Annotated in this window: 15 protein-coding genes; 11 read left to right on the top strand and 4 right to left on the bottom strand. The window is 53.5% G+C overall.

Features of this window, described 5'->3' with window-relative positions; translation table 11 throughout:
- The 4 genes from DBY86_RS11080 to DBY86_RS11065 all read left to right on the top strand — a co-directional run.
- Positions 1-150: helix-hairpin-helix domain-containing protein (locus DBY86_RS11080; RefSeq protein WP_199901079.1), on the top strand; the 150-nt coding region annotated here is incomplete at its 5' end.
- 111 nt (positions 151-261) lie between these two features.
- Entirely contained in the window at positions 262-420 is a 159-nt protein-coding gene (locus DBY86_RS13420) for a hypothetical protein (protein ID WP_192883303.1), read from the top strand.
- An 81-nt stretch (positions 421-501) separates the two neighbouring features.
- Positions 502-1,623 carry a molecular chaperone DnaJ gene (dnaJ, locus tag DBY86_RS11070; RefSeq protein ID WP_107820002.1) on the top strand — a complete coding sequence of 374 codons (1,122 nt, stop codon included), beginning with the start codon at positions 502-504 and terminating at the stop codon, positions 1,621-1,623.
- A 195-nt stretch (positions 1,624-1,818) separates the two neighbouring features.
- Positions 1,819-3,837, top strand: coding sequence for an OPT family oligopeptide transporter (locus DBY86_RS11065; protein ID WP_107820001.1), 2,019 nt, complete (start codon positions 1,819-1,821; stop codon positions 3,835-3,837).
- A 43-nt stretch (positions 3,838-3,880) separates the two neighbouring features.
- Here the strand turns inward: DBY86_RS11065 and rfbC are convergent, their stop codons facing one another.
- From rfbC to galE, 4 genes are all read right to left on the bottom strand, one after another.
- Positions 3,881-4,438, bottom strand: coding sequence for a dTDP-4-dehydrorhamnose 3,5-epimerase (rfbC, locus tag DBY86_RS11060; protein ID WP_107820000.1), 558 nt, complete (start codon positions 4,436-4,438; stop codon positions 3,881-3,883).
- A 137-nt stretch (positions 4,439-4,575) separates the two neighbouring features.
- The gene (gene rfbA, locus DBY86_RS11055; RefSeq protein ID WP_107819999.1) at positions 4,576-5,442 is read right to left on the bottom strand and encodes a glucose-1-phosphate thymidylyltransferase RfbA; all 867 of its coding nucleotides are present in this window, start codon (positions 5,440-5,442) and stop codon (positions 4,576-4,578) included.
- A 62-nt stretch (positions 5,443-5,504) separates the two neighbouring features.
- Positions 5,505-6,587 (bottom strand): dTDP-glucose 4,6-dehydratase, encoded by a 1,083-nt coding sequence (gene rfbB, locus DBY86_RS11050; RefSeq protein ID WP_107819998.1) that lies wholly within the window; start codon positions 6,585-6,587, stop codon positions 5,505-5,507.
- Complete coding sequence (galE, locus tag DBY86_RS11045) at positions 6,588-7,604, bottom strand: UDP-glucose 4-epimerase GalE (protein WP_107819997.1); 1,017 nt, start codon at positions 7,602-7,604, stop codon at positions 6,588-6,590.
- Positions 7,605-7,852: 248 nt separating this feature from the next.
- Here galE and DBY86_RS11040 point away from each other — a divergent pair, with 248 nt between their 5' ends.
- The 7 genes from DBY86_RS11040 to DBY86_RS13765 all read left to right on the top strand — a co-directional run bounded on the left by DBY86_RS11040 (position 7,853) and on the right by DBY86_RS13765 (position 15,519).
- Entirely contained in the window at positions 7,853-10,126 is a 2,274-nt protein-coding gene (locus DBY86_RS11040; protein ID WP_107819996.1) for a Tex family protein, read from the top strand.
- Between the two features lie 351 nt (positions 10,127-10,477).
- Positions 10,478-10,819, top strand: a complete 342-nt coding sequence (locus DBY86_RS11035; protein ID WP_107819995.1) for a hypothetical protein — start codon at positions 10,478-10,480, stop codon at positions 10,817-10,819.
- 175 nt (positions 10,820-10,994) lie between these two features.
- Complete coding sequence (gltS, locus tag DBY86_RS11030; protein WP_107819994.1) at positions 10,995-12,209, top strand: sodium/glutamate symporter; 1,215 nt, start codon at positions 10,995-10,997, stop codon at positions 12,207-12,209.
- A 99-nt stretch (positions 12,210-12,308) separates the two neighbouring features.
- Entirely contained in the window at positions 12,309-13,325 is a 1,017-nt protein-coding gene (locus tag DBY86_RS11025; RefSeq protein ID WP_107819993.1) for a lysozyme inhibitor LprI family protein, read from the top strand.
- Between the two features lie 10 nt (positions 13,326-13,335).
- Positions 13,336-13,533, top strand: coding sequence for a hypothetical protein (locus tag DBY86_RS11020; RefSeq protein ID WP_013448186.1), 198 nt, complete (start codon positions 13,336-13,338; stop codon positions 13,531-13,533).
- 18 nt (positions 13,534-13,551) lie between these two features.
- A complete protein-coding gene (locus DBY86_RS11015; protein WP_107819992.1) occupies positions 13,552-13,689 on the top strand; it encodes a hypothetical protein in 138 nt (45 codons plus the stop codon).
- Between the two features lie 348 nt (positions 13,690-14,037).
- Complete coding sequence (locus DBY86_RS13765) at positions 14,038-15,519, top strand: hypothetical protein (protein WP_234403436.1); 1,482 nt, start codon at positions 14,038-14,040, stop codon at positions 15,517-15,519.
- Positions 15,520-15,743 lie beyond the last annotated feature (224 nt).

Genomic DNA, 15,743 nt, shown 5'->3' with positions numbered 1-15,743 from the left:
CAAAACGGTGCGTTCAAGTCTGTGGACGAGTTGACGAAGGTGAAGGGCATCGGCCCGGCGGTGCTGGCGAAGCTGAAGGACCAGGCTTCGGTCGGCGCGCCCGCACCCAAAGCCCCCGCCAAACCGGCAACGCCCGCGGCTAAAAAATAGGGGAACCTGTAAGGGAAGGGGCATCGGCCGACACCGGTGCTTTTTTGTTTGGAAGGGAAATGGCTGGAGAAAGACCTGCGCTATATCGGGGAATGAATCGACGCAAAGGAAATGCCGTCTGAACATGCGTTCGGACGGCGTTTTTATAACAAAAATACTTCATGGCGGTTGGTTTTATACCTGTCTAAGTTTTTGTGTCGTGCATACCTGAAGATTTCAGACGGCATCGGTTTATGCCGTCTGAAAAGTGTATTCCGTTTCAGTTTGTAAGCTATGGCAGTCTGTTTGTCTTGTGTTTTGCGCAATTGCCCTTATTTTTAGCCGTGATTTTATTTTGAATTAGATGAAAAGATGAGTAATCAAGATTTTTATGCGACGCTGGGTGTGGCAAGAACAGCTACCGATGATGAGATTAAAAAAGCCTACCGTAAATTGGCGATGAAATACCATCCCGACCGCAATCCTGACAATAAAGAGGCGGAAGAGAAGTTTAAAGAAGTACAAAAGGCGTATGAAACTTTGTCCGACAAGGAAAAGCGCGCCATGTACGACCAATACGGTCATGCGGCGTTTGAAGGCGGCGGACAGGGGGGCTTCGGAGGGTTTGGTGGATTTGGTGGTGCTCAAGGTTTTGACTTTGGGGATATTTTCAGCCAAATGTTTGGAGGCGGTTCGGGGCGCGCCCAGCCTGATTATCAGGGTGAGGACGTTCAAGTCGGTATCGAAATCACGCTTGAAGAAGCCGCAAAAGGTGTGAAGAAACGCATCAATATTCCGACTTATGAAGCGTGTGATGTCTGTAACGGTAGCGGCGCGAAACCGGGGACATCCCCGGAAACCTGCCCGACTTGCAAAGGTTCGGGTACGGTACACATCCAGCAGGCGATTTTCCGTATGCAGCAGACTTGTCCGACCTGCCACGGTGCGGGCAAACACATTAAAGAACCTTGCGTCAAATGCCGTGGCGCGGGGCGGAATAAGGCGGTCAAGACGGTGGAAGTCAATATTCCCGCCGGTATCGATGACGGGCAGCGTATCCGTTTGAGCGGCGAAGGCGGGCCGGGTACGCACGGTGCGCCTGCCGGCGACTTGTATGTAACCGTCCGCATTCGGGCGCATAAGATTTTCCAACGCGACGGTCTGGATTTGCATTGCGAACTGCCGATTAGTTTTGCCACGGCTGCTTTGGGCGGTGAGTTGGAAGTACCGACGTTGGACGGCAAGGTTAAGCTTACTATTCCCAAAGAAACCCAAACCGGCAGGAGGATGCGCGTGAAGGGTAAGGGTGTCAAATCTTTACGCAGCAGCGCGACCGGTGATTTGTACTGCCATATTGTTGTCGAAACGCCTGTCAATTTGACCGACCGTCAAAAAGAGCTTTTGGAAGAATTTGAGCGGATTTCTACCGGTTTGGAAAACCAAACGCCGCGCAAGAAATCGTTTTTAGACAAGCTGCGCGATTTGTTTGATTGATTTTAAGGTTTGGAAACAAGCAGCCGTATCGGGAAACCTCCCTGATACGGCTGTTTTTATTTGTTTAGAAATAGTTTTTATTTTCAATTGATTATGAGGTAGGGTGGGATAACTGTTTTTAACTGTTCTTTTTAAAACTTGACATCATGGCGCGATGCCAACAATATGCAGGGGTCTGTTGTCAAAGGAAGAATAATGAATAAATCTTTATCCGGTTCGGTAGAAGAATACCGCGAACTGACGCTCCGTGGCATGATACTCGGTGCATTGATCACTGTAATTTTTACTGCGTCTAACGTTTATCTCGGCTTGAAAGTCGGGCTGACCTTTGCCTCGTCGATTCCGGCGGCGGTGATTTCGATGGCGGTTTTAAAGTTTTTCAAAGGTAGCAATATTTTGGAAAACAACATGGTGCAGACCCAAGCCTCGGCTGCGGGTACGCTTTCAACCATCATCTTCGTCCTGCCCGGTTTGCTGATGGCGGGCTACTGGAGCGGTTTCCCGTTCTGGCAGACGACGCTTTTATGTATTGCCGGCGGGATTTTGGGGGTGATTTTCACCATTCCGCTGCGTTACGCGATGGTGGTGAAAAGCGATCTGCCTTATCCGGAAGGCGTGGCGGCTGCTGAAATTTTGAAAGTGGGTGGTCATGAAGAAGGGGATGACCGTCAGGGCGGCAGCGGCATCAAAGAGCTGGCGGCAGGCGGCGCGTTGGCGGGATTGATGAGCTTTTGCGCCGGAGGTCTGCGCGTGATTGCCGACAGCGCGAGTTATTGGTTTAAAAGCGGTACGGCGATTTTCCAGCTGCCGATGGGCTTTTCACTGGCCTTGTTGGGCGCGGGCTATTTGGTCGGACTGACGGGCGGCATCGCCATCCTGTTGGGCATTTCGATTGCTTGGGGCATTGCCGTGCCGTATTTCTCCTCACACATTCCGCAACCTTCCGATATGGAAATGGCGGCGTTTGCGATGAAGCTGTGGAAGGAAAAAGTGCGTTTTATCGGTGCGGGAACCATAGGTATCGCGGCGGTTTGGACGCTTTTGATGCTGCTCAAGCCAATGGTGGAAGGCATGAAGATGTCGTTCAAGAGTTTTGGCGGCGGTGCGCCCGCTACAGAACGCGCTGAACAGGATTTGTCGCCTAAAGCCATGATTTTCTGGGTATTGTCTATGATGTTTATTCTAGGCGTGTCGTTTTACCACTTTATCGGCGATTCGCACATTACGGGCGGCATGGCTTGGCTTTTAGTGGTCGTTTGCACGCTTTTGGCTTCCATCATCGGCTTTTTGGTCGCCGCCGCCTGCGGTTATATGGCGGGTTTGGTCGGCTCGTCTTCCAGCCCGATTTCCGGCGTGGGCATCGTTTCCATTGTTATCATTTCGCTGGTTTTATTGGTTGTGGGCGAATCAGGCGGTTTGATGGCGGATGAAGCCAACCGCAAATTCTTACTGGCGTTGACGCTTTTCTGCGGCTCGGCAGTAATCTGCGTGGCTTCGATCTCCAATGACAACCTGCAAGACTTGAAAACCGGCTACCTGCTCAAAGCCACGCCTTGGCGGCAGCAAGTCGCCCTGATTATCGGCTGTATCGTTGGTGCGCTGGTTATTTCGCCCGTGTTGGAACTGCTTTACGAAGCCTACGGCTTTACCGGCGCAATGCCGCGCGAAGGCATGGATGCGGCGCAGGCTTTGGCAGCACCTCAAGCGACTTTGATGACGACCATCGCGTCGGGCATTTTCGCCCACAACCTTGAATGGGTCTACATCTTTACCGGCATCGCGATTGGAGCGGTATTAATCGTCGTCGATTTGGTATTGAAAAAATCATCAGGCGGTAAACTTGCCCTGCCCGTCCTTGCGGTCGGTATGGGTATTTATCTGCCACCGTCCGTCAATATGCCCATCGTGGCAGGTGCGGTGTTGGCGGCAGTGTTGAAACACATCATCGGTAAAAAAGCGGAAAACCGTGAAGGCCGTCTGAAAAACGCCGAGCGCATCGGAACCTTGTTCTCCGCCGGCCTGATTGTCGGTGAAAGCCTGATTGGTGTGATTATGGCGTTTATTATTGCCTTCTCCGTGACCAACGGCGGCTCGGACGCGCCGCTTGCGTTGAATCTGCAAAACTGGGATGCCGCCGCCTCATGGTTGGGCTTGGCGTTCTTCGTTACCGGGATGTTTTTCTTTGCACAGCGCGTACTGAAGGCGGGTAGGTAGCCTGTCGGAAAAAATGCCGTCTGAAACGTTCAGACGGCATTTTTTATCGGGAAAGCGTAAGGCGGAGCTTTTCAGCTTGCGCCCATGCTTTACCGGCAAGATCTTTGGGCGAAAGCAGCGGCGCGGTTTGAAGCGGCCAGTCTATGCCTATTGCCGGGTCGTTCCATATTAAAACCTGTTCGGCTTCCGGCTTGTAATAGTCCGTGCATTTGTAGGTAAGTTCGGCCGTGTTGCTCAAAACGTAAAAACCGTGTGCGAAGCCTTCGGGTATCCAAAGCTGGTATTGGTTTTGCGCCGACAGGGTTGCGCCTGCCCATTTGCCGAAAGTTGGCGAACCTTCTCGCATATCGACGGCTACGTCGAACACTTCGCCGACAACTACGCGTACGAGTTTGCCTTGGGTGTTTTCGGTTTGGTAGTGCAGGCCGCGCAATACGCCTTTGCTGGATTTGGAGTGGTTTTCCTGCACGAAGGTTCGATCGGTAATATTTTTTTTGAACCACCCGTCACGGAAGGTTTCCATAAAAAAGCCGCGCCCGTCTTTGAAGACTTGCGGTTTTAAAAGTTTTACGTCGGGGAGGGCGGTGTCGATGATGTCCATAAAGTCCTTTGGCGGTATCGTTACCGCTGTTTTTTGCGGTTTGATTTTTTATGCGTGCCGTGCGGCAGGTCGGTCAAGGTGTCGGCGCGGCACGGTTTGGATGCCGTCTGAAAGCAGTCGGGGCGTTCAGACGGCATTTATTTGCCGATCAGGCGCAGCAGGTATTGCCCGTAGGCGGTTTTTTCTAAGGGCTTTGCCCGTGTTTCCACATCTTTTTTCGTCAGCCAGCCGTTGCGCCAGGCGATTTCTTCGAGGCAGGCGATGTGCAGGTTTTGGATGTTTTGCACGGTTTGGACGAAGGAAGCCGCCTCGTGCAGGCTTTCGTGCGTGCCGGTGTCCAGCCACGCGAAACCGCGTCCTAAGATTTGGACGGAGAGCGAGCCGTCTTCCAGATACAGACGGTTGAGGTCGGAAATTTCGAGTTCGCCGCGTGCGGACGGCGTGAGCCGTTTGGCAAACTCGACGGCGCGGTTGTCGTAGAAGTACAAGCCGGTTACCGCCCAATCGGATTTGGGCTGTTGCGGTTTCTCTTCGATAGACAGGGCGTTGAAGTTTTCGTCAAATTCGACTACGCCGAAACGCTCGGGGTCTTTGACCTGATAAGCAAACACGGTTGCGCCGTGCGTTTGCGCTGCCGCCTGTTTCAATGTTTGCGTAAACGACTGACCGTAAAAAATATTGTCGCCCAAGATGAGGCAGACATTGCCGTTGCCGATAAATTCTTCGCCGATGATAAATGCCTGCGCCAAGCCGTCGGGACTCGGTTGCACGGCATATTGCAGGCGGATGCCGAAGTTGAAGCCGTCGCCGAGCAGGCGTTTGAAAGAGGCATTGTCTTCGGGCGCGGTAATCACCAAAATATCGCGGATTCCCGCCAGCATCAAAACCGACAAGGGGTAATAAATCATCGGTTTGTCGTACACGGGCAGCAGTTGTTTGGATACGCCGCGCGTGATGGGGTAGAGGCGCGTACCACTGCCGCCTGCCAGTATGATGCCTTTCATCTTTGCTTTCTTCCTTTGCGATGGGTTTTCAGACGGCATTGCGTCGGGATGCCGTCTGAAAACTATTTGTCCGTACCTAAACGTTCCAAACGATAGCTGCCGTTCAATACATTTTGCCACCAGGTTTTGTTGTCCAGATACCATTGCACGGTTTTGCGGAGGCCGGATTCAAAAGTTTCCAAAGGCAGCCAGCCCAAATCCCGCCTGATTTTCGCCGCATCGACGGCGTAGCGCACATCGTGGCCGGGGCGGTCCGGGATAAAGGTAATCAAATCTTCATAACGTGCCACACCCGCCGGTTTTTCAGGAACAAGCTCTTCCAGCAGGGCGCAGATGGTTTTGACGACTTCAATATTGGCTTTTTCATTGTGGCCGCCGATATTGTAGGTTTCGCCGACAACACCTTCGGTAACGACCTGATACAGCGCGCGCGCGTGGTCTTCGACAAACAGCCAGTCGCGGATTTGCATACCGTCGCCGTACACAGGCAACGGTTTGCCGGAAAGCGCGTTCAGAATCATCAAAGGAATGAGTTTTTCGGGGAATTGTCGGGGGCCGTAGTTGTTGGAGCAGTTGCTTACAATGGTCGGCAAACCGTAAGTACGCAACCATGCGCGGACAAGGTGGTCGCTGGATGCTTTAGAAGCAGAGTAGGGGTTGGACGGCGCGTAGGGCGCGGTTTCGGCAGACAAATCGTCTGTGCCGCCTAAATCGCCATAGACTTCATCGGTGGAAATATGGTGGAAACGGAAGGCTTCGCGCTGTTCAGACGGCATTTGTTGCCAGTAGGCGCGGGCGGCTTCAAGCAGATTGAATGTACCGACGATATTGGTTTGGATAAACTCGCCTGCCGAATCGATAGAGCGGTCAACATGGCTTTCCGCCGCCAAGTGCATCACGGCATCAGGCCGGTATTGCGCGAACACGCGGTCGAGTTCGGCGCGGTCGCAAATATCCACTTGCTCAAAAGCGTAGCGGGGATTATCGGCAATGTCGGTCAGCGATTCGAGATTGCCCGCGTAGGTCAGTTTGTCGAGGTTGACGACGGAATCTTGGGTGTTTTGGATAATATGGCGGACAACGGCAGAACCGATAAAGCCCGCACCGCCGGTAACGAGGATGGTTTTTTTGTTTGCGGTTTGCATTTAATCCCCATATCCGTCGGGGTTGCGGCTGACCCAACGCCACGAATCCTCCATCATTTGCGCAAGGCTGCGTTTGGTTTCCCAGCCAGTCTCTTGTTTGGTATGGGACGGGTCGGCAAAGGAACACGCCAAGTCGCCGGCGCGGCGGGGTTGGATTCGGTAAGGAATGCTCAAACCGGATGCGGCTTCAAAGGCACGGATGATTTCTAAGACGGAATAGGCGCGGCCCGAACCTAAGTTGAACAAATGTACGCCGGCAACGCCGCCTTTTGCCTTCATTGCCGCGATATGCCCTTCTGCCAAATCCATCACATGAATATAGTCGCGCATTCCCGTACCGTCGGGGGTTGGATAATCGCCGCCGAATACCGACAGTTGCGGCAGCCTGCCCGAAGCCACTTGGCAGATATAGGGCAAAAGGTTGTTGGGAATACCGTTGGGCTGTTCGCCGATCAAGCCGCTTTCGTGCGCGCCGATCGGGTTGAAATAGCGCAACAAAATCACGCTCCAACGCGAATCGGCTTTTTGGATGTCGGTTAACATCCGCTCCACCATCGCTTTGGACGCACCGTAAGGATTAGCGGTATCGCCCGGGCGCATATCTTCCGTATAGGGGACTTTTTCCGCATCGCCGTAAACGGTTGCCGACGAGCTGAATACGATTTTGAACACGCCCGCGCGCGCCATTTCTTCCGCCAGTACCAGGCTGCCATAAACATTATTGCCGTAATATTTCATCGGCTCGGCAACGCTTTCCCCCACAGCCTTCAAACCGGCAAAATGGATGACGGATTCGATTTCGTGTTCCGAAAAAATCTGCCTCAAAATCTGACGGTCGCGGATGTCGCCCTGATAAAACGGTATGTTTCTGCCGGTAATTTGCCGAAGGCGCGGGAGGACGGCGGCAGACGAGTTGCACAGATTATCCAGAATCACGGCATCGTAACCGGATTGGACGAGTGAGACGGCGGTGTGCGAACCGATGAAGCCGGTGCCGCCGGTAATCAGGACGGTCATAAACATTCCTTTCAGATTGTATCGGGCAAAGTATATCAGTATTATCTTCATCGTATTTCCTTTTCGGTTGAAACCCCGCCCTTTAGGGCGGTAGGATCAGACTTTATTTGGGAGGGACGTAATCCCTTCCAAATCAGGGCAACACATAGGGTGGTGCTTTATGTGTCGTTCTGTGTGTTGAAACATCTTTTCCAAACGATTACCCACATTGCGCCGTCGGCTGTTCAGACGGCATACGGAGGCAATTTATGAACATCACCCGAATCCTCTCCCAAGAACTCTCCGCCACTGCCGCGCAAATCAACGCCGCCATTGAGCTTTTGGACGACGGCGCGACCGTACCCTTTATCGCGCGTTACCGTAAAGAAGCCACGGGCGGGCTGGACGATACGCAGTTGCGACAGCTTGCCGAGCGGCTGCAATACCTGCGCGAGTTGGAAGAGCGCAAAGCCGTTGTGTTAAAAAGCATTGAAGAGCAAGGCAAGCTTTCAGACGACCTCAGGGCGCAAATCGAAGCCGCCGATAACAAAACCGCGCTGGAAGACCTGTATCTGCCCTACAAGCCCAAACGCCGCACCAAGGCGCAAATCGCGCGCGAACACGGTTTGCAGCCGCTGGCGGACGTGTTGCTTGCCGAGCAGCCGCAGGACGTGGAAGCCGCCGCACAAGGCTACCTGAACGAAAACGTCCCTGACACCAAAGCCGCGTTGGACGGCGCGCGTGCGATTTTGATGGAGCAGTTTGCCGAAGACGCGGAACTCATCGGTACGCTGCGCGATAAGTTGTGGAACGAAGCCGAAATCCACGCGCAAGTCGTTGAAGGCAAAGAAACCGAAGGCGAAAAGTTCAGCGATTATTTCGACCACCGCGAACCCGTGCGCGCCATGCCCAGCCACCGCGCGCTGGCGGTTTTGCGCGGCCGCAACGAAGGCGTGTTGAACATCGCGCTCAAATACCAGCCCGACGACACGCCGATTACGCAGCAAAGCGAATACGAGCAAATCATCGCCTGCCGCTTCAAGGTTTCAGACGGCTGCAAATGGTTGCGCGACACCGTGCGCCTGACTTGGCGCGCGAAAATCTTTTTGTCGCTGGAACTTGAAGCCTTAGGTCGTCTGAAAGAAGCCGCCGACACCGATGCGATTACCGTGTTCGCCCGCAATCTCAAAGACTTGCTGCTCGCCGCGCCCGCCGGACGGCTGACCACGCTGGGTCTCGACCCCGGTTACCGTAACGGCGTGAAATGCGCCGTGGTGGACGACACGGGCAAGCTGCTGGATACCGTCATCGTCTATTTGCACCAAGAAAACAATATGTTGGCAACGCTGTCGCGCCTGATTAAGCAGCACGGCGTGAAGCTCATCGCCATCGGCAACGGCACCGCCAGCCGCGAAACCGACAAAATCGCGGGCGAACTGGTGCGTGAAATGTCGAAAATGGGGCTGCACAAAATCGTTGTGTCCGAAGCCGGTGCGTCGATTTATTCCGCGTCTGAACTGGCGGCGCGCGAGTTCCCCGATTTGGACGTTTCCCTGCGCGGCGCGGTCTCCATCGCCCGCAGGCTGCAAGACCCACTCGCCGAGTTGGTCAAAATTGACCCCAAATCCATCGGCGTGGGCCAGTATCAGCACGACGTGAACCAAAGTCAGCTTGCCAAATCGCTGGACGCGGTGGTCGAAGACTGCGTGAACGCCGTCGGCGTGGACGTAAACACTGCCTCCGCCCCGCTCTTGGCACGGATTTCCGGCTTGAATCAAACCCTTGCCCAAAACATTGTCGCCTACCGCGATGAAAACGGCGCGTTCGACAGCCGTAAAAAATTGCTGAAAGTACCGCGTTTGGGCGAAAAAACCTTCGAGCAGGCGGCTGGCTTTTTGCGGATTAACGGCGGCACAGAGCCGCTGGACGCGAGCGCGGTGCATCCCGAAGCCTATCCCGTCGTCGCCAAAATGCTGGCGCAACAAGGCATTACCGCCGCCGAACTCATCGGCAACCGCGAGCGCGTGAAGCAAATCAAAGCATCCGACTTCACCGACGAACGCTTCGGACTGCCTACCATTCTGGACATCTTGTCCGAGCTGGAAAAACCCGGCCGTGATCCGCGCGGCGCGTTTCAGACGGCATCGTTTGCCGAAGGCATCCACGAAATCAGCGACTTGAAGGTCGGCATGATACTCGAGGGCGTGGTCTCCAACGTCGCCAACTTCGGCGCGTTCGTGGACATCGGCGTCCATCAGGACGGCTTGGTGCACATCTCCGCCCTGTCCAACAAGTTCGTCCAAGACCCGCGCGAAGTGGTGAAAGCCGGCGACGTGGTGAAAGTGAAAGTGCTGGAAGTCGATGCCGCACGCAAACGCATCGCGCTGACGATGCGCTTGGATGACGAACCGGTCGGCGCAAAACATAAAATGCCGTCTGAAAACCGCAGCCGCGAACGGACAGCCGGCCGCAAACCCCAACGTAACGACCGCGCCCCGACCAATTCGGCAATGGCGGATGCGTTTGCGAAGCTGAAGCGGTAAGTCCGACAGCAGGGATGTACAGCGACAGATGCAGCGGCGGGTTTTGCCCCCGCCCTTTCTGTTGTTTCAAATATGTGTATTCCCATGATGCCGTCTGAAGTCTGTTCAGACGGCATTTGATTTGGCTGTGGCAGGGGCATGGCGACAGGCGTATAGTTTTATAGTGGATTAACAAAAACCAGTACGGCGTTGCCTCGCCTTAGCTCAAAGAGAACGATTCTCTAAGGTGCTGAAGCACCAAGTGAATCGGTTCCGTACTATTTGTACTGTCTGCGGCTTCGTCGCCTTGTCCTGATTTTTGTTAATCCACTATAAATTATTGCCAACCTGTTTAAATAAGGAGTCCGAACCATGAAGAAATTGATGTTTGCCGCGCTGGTGTCCTGTTTTTCGGTTTCTGCGTTTGCCGCGTGTGCCGACAGCCGGCAGCAGTGCGTGATCTATAAAAACGGCAATGTCGCGGCGGAGGGCGGCTGCGCGGTCAGCAAATGCGAGGATGCCGGGGCGAAGGTTTTGAAGTGGAAGATGAAAAACGGCAAAGGCGTAACCGTTGAAATCGGCAAAGACGGCAAGGTTTCGGTGAACAAAAAACCGGGTGCAAAGGCGGCCAACAGCAATGCGGCAGGTATGGGTTTGACATGTTATGCCGCCGATGCGGACAAGCGCGAGCAGTTCTGTTCGACCAATTATTGAACAGGTGCGAATGACAGATGCCGTCTGAATGGAGTTTCAGACGGCATTTTGTTTGTAAAAAATAGTTGTAAAAAACGGCGATTCTTTGACAAGCTTTAACTATTCCCCTAATATCTTCGCGCCTGCGTCCCCTTCGGGCGGACATGAAGAAAAACATTTTAGGAGGTCAAACGATATGGAATGGGAGTTTAACAGCTATTACACGCTGATTGCTGCTACCCTGGTCTTGTTGGTGGGTAAATTTTTAGTTAAAAAAATCAAGTTGTTGAGGGACTTTAATATTCCTGAGCCTGTGGCAGGCGGCCTGATTGCCGCGATTATTCTGTTTGTGTTGCATCAGTTGTATGGCGTGAGCTTCAAATTTGAAAAACCGCTGCAAGATGCGTTTATGCTGATTTTCTTTACTTCTATCGGTTTGAGTGCAGATTTCTCGCGCCTGAAGGCCGGTGGTTTGCCGCTGGTAATTTTTACCGCCGTGGTAGGCGCGTTCATTGTTGTGCAAAACTTTGTCGGGGTCGGACTGGCTACGGCTTTGGGTTTGGATCCGCTGATCGGCCTGATTACCGGTTCGATTACGTTGACGGGCGGACACGGTACGGCAGGTGCCTGGGGACCTGATTTTGAAGCTAAATACGGCTTGGTCGGTGCAACCGGCTTGGGTATGGCTTCTGCAACTTTCGGCCTGGTGTTCGGCGGTCTGATCGGCGGACCGGTTGCCCGCCGCCTGATCAACAAAATGGGCCGCAAACCGGTTGAAAACACAAAACAGGATCAGGACGACAACGCGGACGACGTGTTCGAGCAGGCAAAACGCACCCGCCTGATTACGGCCGAATCTGCCGTTGAAACACTGGCTATGTTTGCCGCGTGTCTGGCGTTTGCCGAGATTATGGACGGCTTCGACAAAGAATACCTGTTCGACCTGCCCAAATTCGTGTGGTGTCTGTTTGGCGGCGTGGTCATCCGCAACATTCTCACCGCCGCATTCAAGGTCAATATGTTCGACCGCGCCATCGATGTGTTCGGCAATGCTTCGCTTTCGCTTTTCTTGGCAATGGCGTTGCTGAATTTGAAACTGTGGGAGCTGACTGGTTTGGCGGGGCCTGTAACCGTCATCCTTGCCGTACAAACCGTGGTGATGGTTTTGTACGCGACTTTTGTTACCTATGTCTTTATGGGGCGCGACTATGATGCAGCGGTGTTGGCTGCCGGGCATTGCGGTTTCGGTTTGGGTGCAACGCCGACGGCGGTGGCAAATATGCAGTCCATCACGCATACTTTCGGCGCGTCGCATAAGGCGTTTTTGATTGTGCCTATGGTCGGCGCGTTCTTTGTCGATTTGATTAATGCCGCGGTTCTCACCGGCTTTGTGAATTTCTTTAAAGGCTGATTTTTACGCCTTTCCGACAAAGCACCTGCAAGGTTTACCGCCTGCAGGTGCTTTTGCTATGATAGCCGCCATCGGTCTGCACCGTTTGGAAGGAACATCATGTATCGGAAACTCATTGCGCTGCCGTTTGCCCTGCTGCTTGCCGCATGCGGCAGGGAAGAACCGCCCAAGGCGTTGGAATGCGCCAATCCCGCCGTGTTGCAGGATATACGCGGCAGTATTCAGGAAACGCTCACGCAGGAAGCGCGTTCTTTCGCGCGCGAAGACGGCAGGCAGTTTGTCGATGCCGACAAAATTATCGCTGCCGCCTACGGTTTGGCGTTTTCTTTGGAACACGCTTCGGAAACGCAGGAAGGCGGGCGCACGTTCTGTATCGCCGATTTGAACATTACCGTGCCGTCTGAAACGCTTGCCGATGCCGAGGCAAACAGCCCCCTGTTGTATGGGGAAACCGCTTTGTCGGATATTGTGCGGCAGAAGACGGGCGGCAATGTCGAGTTTAAAGACGGCGTATTGACGGCAGCCGTCCGCTTCCTGCCCGTCAAAGATGGTCAGACGGCATTTATCGACAACACGGTCGGTATGGCGGCGCAAACGCTGTCTGCCGCGTTGCTGCCTTACGGCGTGAAGAGCATCGTGATGATAGACGGCAAGGCGGTGAAAAAAGAAGACGCGATCAGGATTTTGAGCGGCAAAGCCCGTGAAGAAGAACCGTCCAAACCCACGCCCGAAGACATTTTGGAACACAATGCCGCCGCCAGCGATGCGGGCGTACCCCAAGCCGCAGAAGGCGCGCCCGAACCGGAAATCCTGCATCCCGACGACGGCGAGCGTGCCAATACCGTTACCGTATCACAGGGCGAAGTGGAAGAGGCGCGCGTACAAAACCAGCGTGCGGAATCCGAAATTACCAAACTTTGGGGAGGACTCGATACCGACGTGCAAAAAGAGTTGGTCGGCGAACAACGCAAGTGGGCGCAGGAAAAAATCAGCAACTGCCGACAAGCCGCCGCGCAGGCAGACGGGAAAGAATACGCCGAATATCTCAAATTGCAGTGCGACACGCGGATGACGCGCGAACGGATACAGTATCTTCGCGGCTATTCCATCGATTAGGGGCAAACCGATGAATACCGTCCCCAAAAGCAGGATTCCCGTCAAACCGCTGCCCGAAAAAACCACAGCCGAAGCCAAAGTCGAAAAATGGCGGCAGCTCGGTGCGGAACACGGTTTGTCGGGCGAATGGGCAGTTGCCGCCAGATTGGGCGAAAACGGTTTTACCGAAGAACAGATGGAAAATATCGCCAACCTGTTCGGCAGATAAAAGGGAAAATTGACGGCAATGCCGTCTGAAACCCTGTTGTCGGTTTCAGACGGCATTTTGACCAATACGGTATGCAGGCGAAAAACAGCCGTCTTTTCCTGTGTTTCCTATGCTGATGTTCCAACACACGGGACGGCACACAAAGCACCGCCCTAAAGGGCGGGATTTCAACCGGAAAGGAAATACGATAAAATCGGCAATTTGCCGTAGAGTTAAAAAGTTCCATCCATATCGAGGAGACATTATGCATCACCCCCCCCCCCCCCGCAAAATGAACATTTCGAGCAAGACCTTATCCCTTACACCGTCCGTTTCAGACTCAATCAAATCCTTCCCGAACTCGACTGCCATTGGCAGGAAAATCTGACAGAAATCTTTAAAACACTTTCTCCCGAAGCTAGGCAGGCCGCCTGTACGCAAATCCTTTCCCGAAAAGGCATAGGCTATAACGAAGCCGACGGTTCTTTTACTTACCTTTCCAAAAAACGCATTTCGTTTTCTTCTTTGGCAACGGATATTCCCATCCCCGACCTCAAACGGCTGGCAGGGCATATCGCGGAACGCCTGGATGTATTGGCGCAATGCGAATCGCCGGTTTATATTGCCGACATTCTCGAAAGCGTGCTGTCCGTTATCAAAAACGTCGATACCGGGGGCAAGCGCGCGCGGGAAAATTTCAAACAGATTCTGAAAACCGAATTCATCTACGCCGCCGCTGCGGTATTGAAAAACAAAACCAAATGGGAAATCCCCGAAAATACCCGCAACCTCGATTCGGACATCATCTGTACCTATATCTGCGAAGTGTTCCTAAAATCGCACCTGCTCGGCAACAGTTTTCCGATGATGCGCCCGCGCGAAGTGAAGCAGATGCCCGAACCGGTGTTTGACAAAGTATTGTTTGCCGAACAGCGCGCCCGCCAGTTGGAAGTTATCCGAACGTCAAAATACATCTTCGCCATCGCGCCTTATTACACCGACGATATTCCGTTTTCCCTGCGCCGCTTCCTGTCGGAAGACAAGCTTTATACCAGCTACAACCGCTATTACACCGCCATCCATATCCCCGTCCGCAACATCACTCAGAATGATGCCCTGCGTTTTGCCAACGGTTTGAAACAGATTCTCTCGCTGCAATCCGGCGTGAGCTGGGAAATCATCGATATGATGGACAGGATAGAGGAAAACTACGACAAAAAAGCCCTGCCGCTGCTGTTTTCGCCGTTCCCCGCGCAAGTCGAACGCACGCAGGCGATTGCCGCCAGATTGGACCAATTCGAGCGGTTGTTGGGCGACACCGTCCTCGATCCGTTCTACTATTGCCTGACGCGTATGGCGAAGGGCGAGGAAGATTTGAAATATATTTATATCGCCTTCCGCCAGTCTTTCGGCGGCATCTTCAATTCGTTTGAAAACTTCCGCCTGCTGCCCGCGCTGTGGATGAGCAGGGATGTGGAAAATATGTCTGACCGCATGAACGCCTATATTTCCGCAATGGAAGACCGCCGCCGCGAGATATTGTCCATTCGGCAGGGAAAGCCTGAAGAAGAATTTTCCCGCAAGATGGTCGTCTGCCTGACCGACTTGGAAAATTGTCTGGAAAAACACCTCGAACAGTTCGGGCCGGTATCGGAAAGTATCGAAGCCTGTACCGCCAAACTGCAGGAGCAACCGTCGTTCTTCAACAGGCTGATGAAAACCAACGACAAGCTCAACAGGCAGATTGACGTGTTGCAGAAACAGTCGGCAGCCATCCACAACGAAGCCTATATCGAAATGAACACGCTGCTTTACCGCCACCGCGAAGTGGTTTCCGTCCACAACCGCAAGGCGGATTATGCGGAAAAGGGCAAAGAGCGGATTGCGCTGTTCCCACGCGGCTTGAACGGCATCACCAAGCTGCCCGCCGCCGTTTTGCTGCCCGAGCGTTCCGATTGTTTTGATATGAAGGCAGTTTGGCAAATGTTTAATAGAATACCGAGGTAGGCATATCGGCTGCCGGATAAAAATGCCGTCTGAACCTGAAAACATCGGGTTCGGACGGCATTGTTGCAGTGGAACAAATCAAAAATGCACCCCGTCATTCCTGTCTGTACGGGGATAGCGGCAGTGTTTTCCTGCTTCGATTTATAGTGGATTAACAAAAACCAGTACGGCGTTGCCTCGCCTTAGCTCAAAGAGAACGATTCTCTAAGGTGCTGAAGCACCAA

It is taken from the genome of Neisseria bergeri (genome assembly GCA_003044455.1).
Lineage (GTDB): Bacteria > Pseudomonadota > Gammaproteobacteria > Burkholderiales > Neisseriaceae > Neisseria > Neisseria bergeri.
Note: the sequence above shows the minus strand (reverse complement) of the source record. Positions and strands in the feature narration are given on the sequence as shown.

Coding starts and splice junctions, on each gene's coding strand:
- dnaJ (WP_107820002.1), top strand. CDS start 502: ATGAGTAATCAAGATTTTTATGCGACGCTGGGTGTGGCAAGAACAGCT.
- DBY86_RS11025 (WP_107819993.1), top strand. CDS start 12,309: ATGTATCGGAAACTCATTGCGCTGCCGTTTGCCCTGCTGCTTGCCGCA.
- gltS (WP_107819994.1), top strand. CDS start 10,995: ATGGAATGGGAGTTTAACAGCTATTACACGCTGATTGCTGCTACCCTG.
- DBY86_RS11065 (WP_107820001.1), top strand. CDS start 1,819: ATGAATAAATCTTTATCCGGTTCGGTAGAAGAATACCGCGAACTGACG.
- DBY86_RS11020 (WP_013448186.1), top strand. CDS start 13,336: ATGAATACCGTCCCCAAAAGCAGGATTCCCGTCAAACCGCTGCCCGAA.
- rfbC (WP_107820000.1), bottom strand. CDS start 4,438: ATGGACATCATCGACACCGCCCTCCCCGACGTAAAACTTTTAAAACCG.
- galE (WP_107819997.1), bottom strand. CDS start 7,604: ATGACCGTCCTGATTACCGGCGGCACCGGCTTCATCGGTTCGCACACC.
- DBY86_RS11040 (WP_107819996.1), top strand. CDS start 7,853: ATGAACATCACCCGAATCCTCTCCCAAGAACTCTCCGCCACTGCCGCG.
- DBY86_RS11035 (WP_107819995.1), top strand. CDS start 10,478: ATGAAGAAATTGATGTTTGCCGCGCTGGTGTCCTGTTTTTCGGTTTCT.
- DBY86_RS11015 (WP_107819992.1), top strand. CDS start 13,552: ATGCCGTCTGAAACCCTGTTGTCGGTTTCAGACGGCATTTTGACCAAT.
- DBY86_RS13420 (WP_192883303.1), top strand. CDS start 262: ATGCCGTCTGAACATGCGTTCGGACGGCGTTTTTATAACAAAAATACT.
- rfbB (WP_107819998.1), bottom strand. CDS start 6,587: ATGCAAACCGCAAACAAAAAAACCATCCTCGTTACCGGCGGTGCGGGC.
- rfbA (WP_107819999.1), bottom strand. CDS start 5,442: ATGAAAGGCATCATACTGGCAGGCGGCAGTGGTACGCGCCTCTACCCC.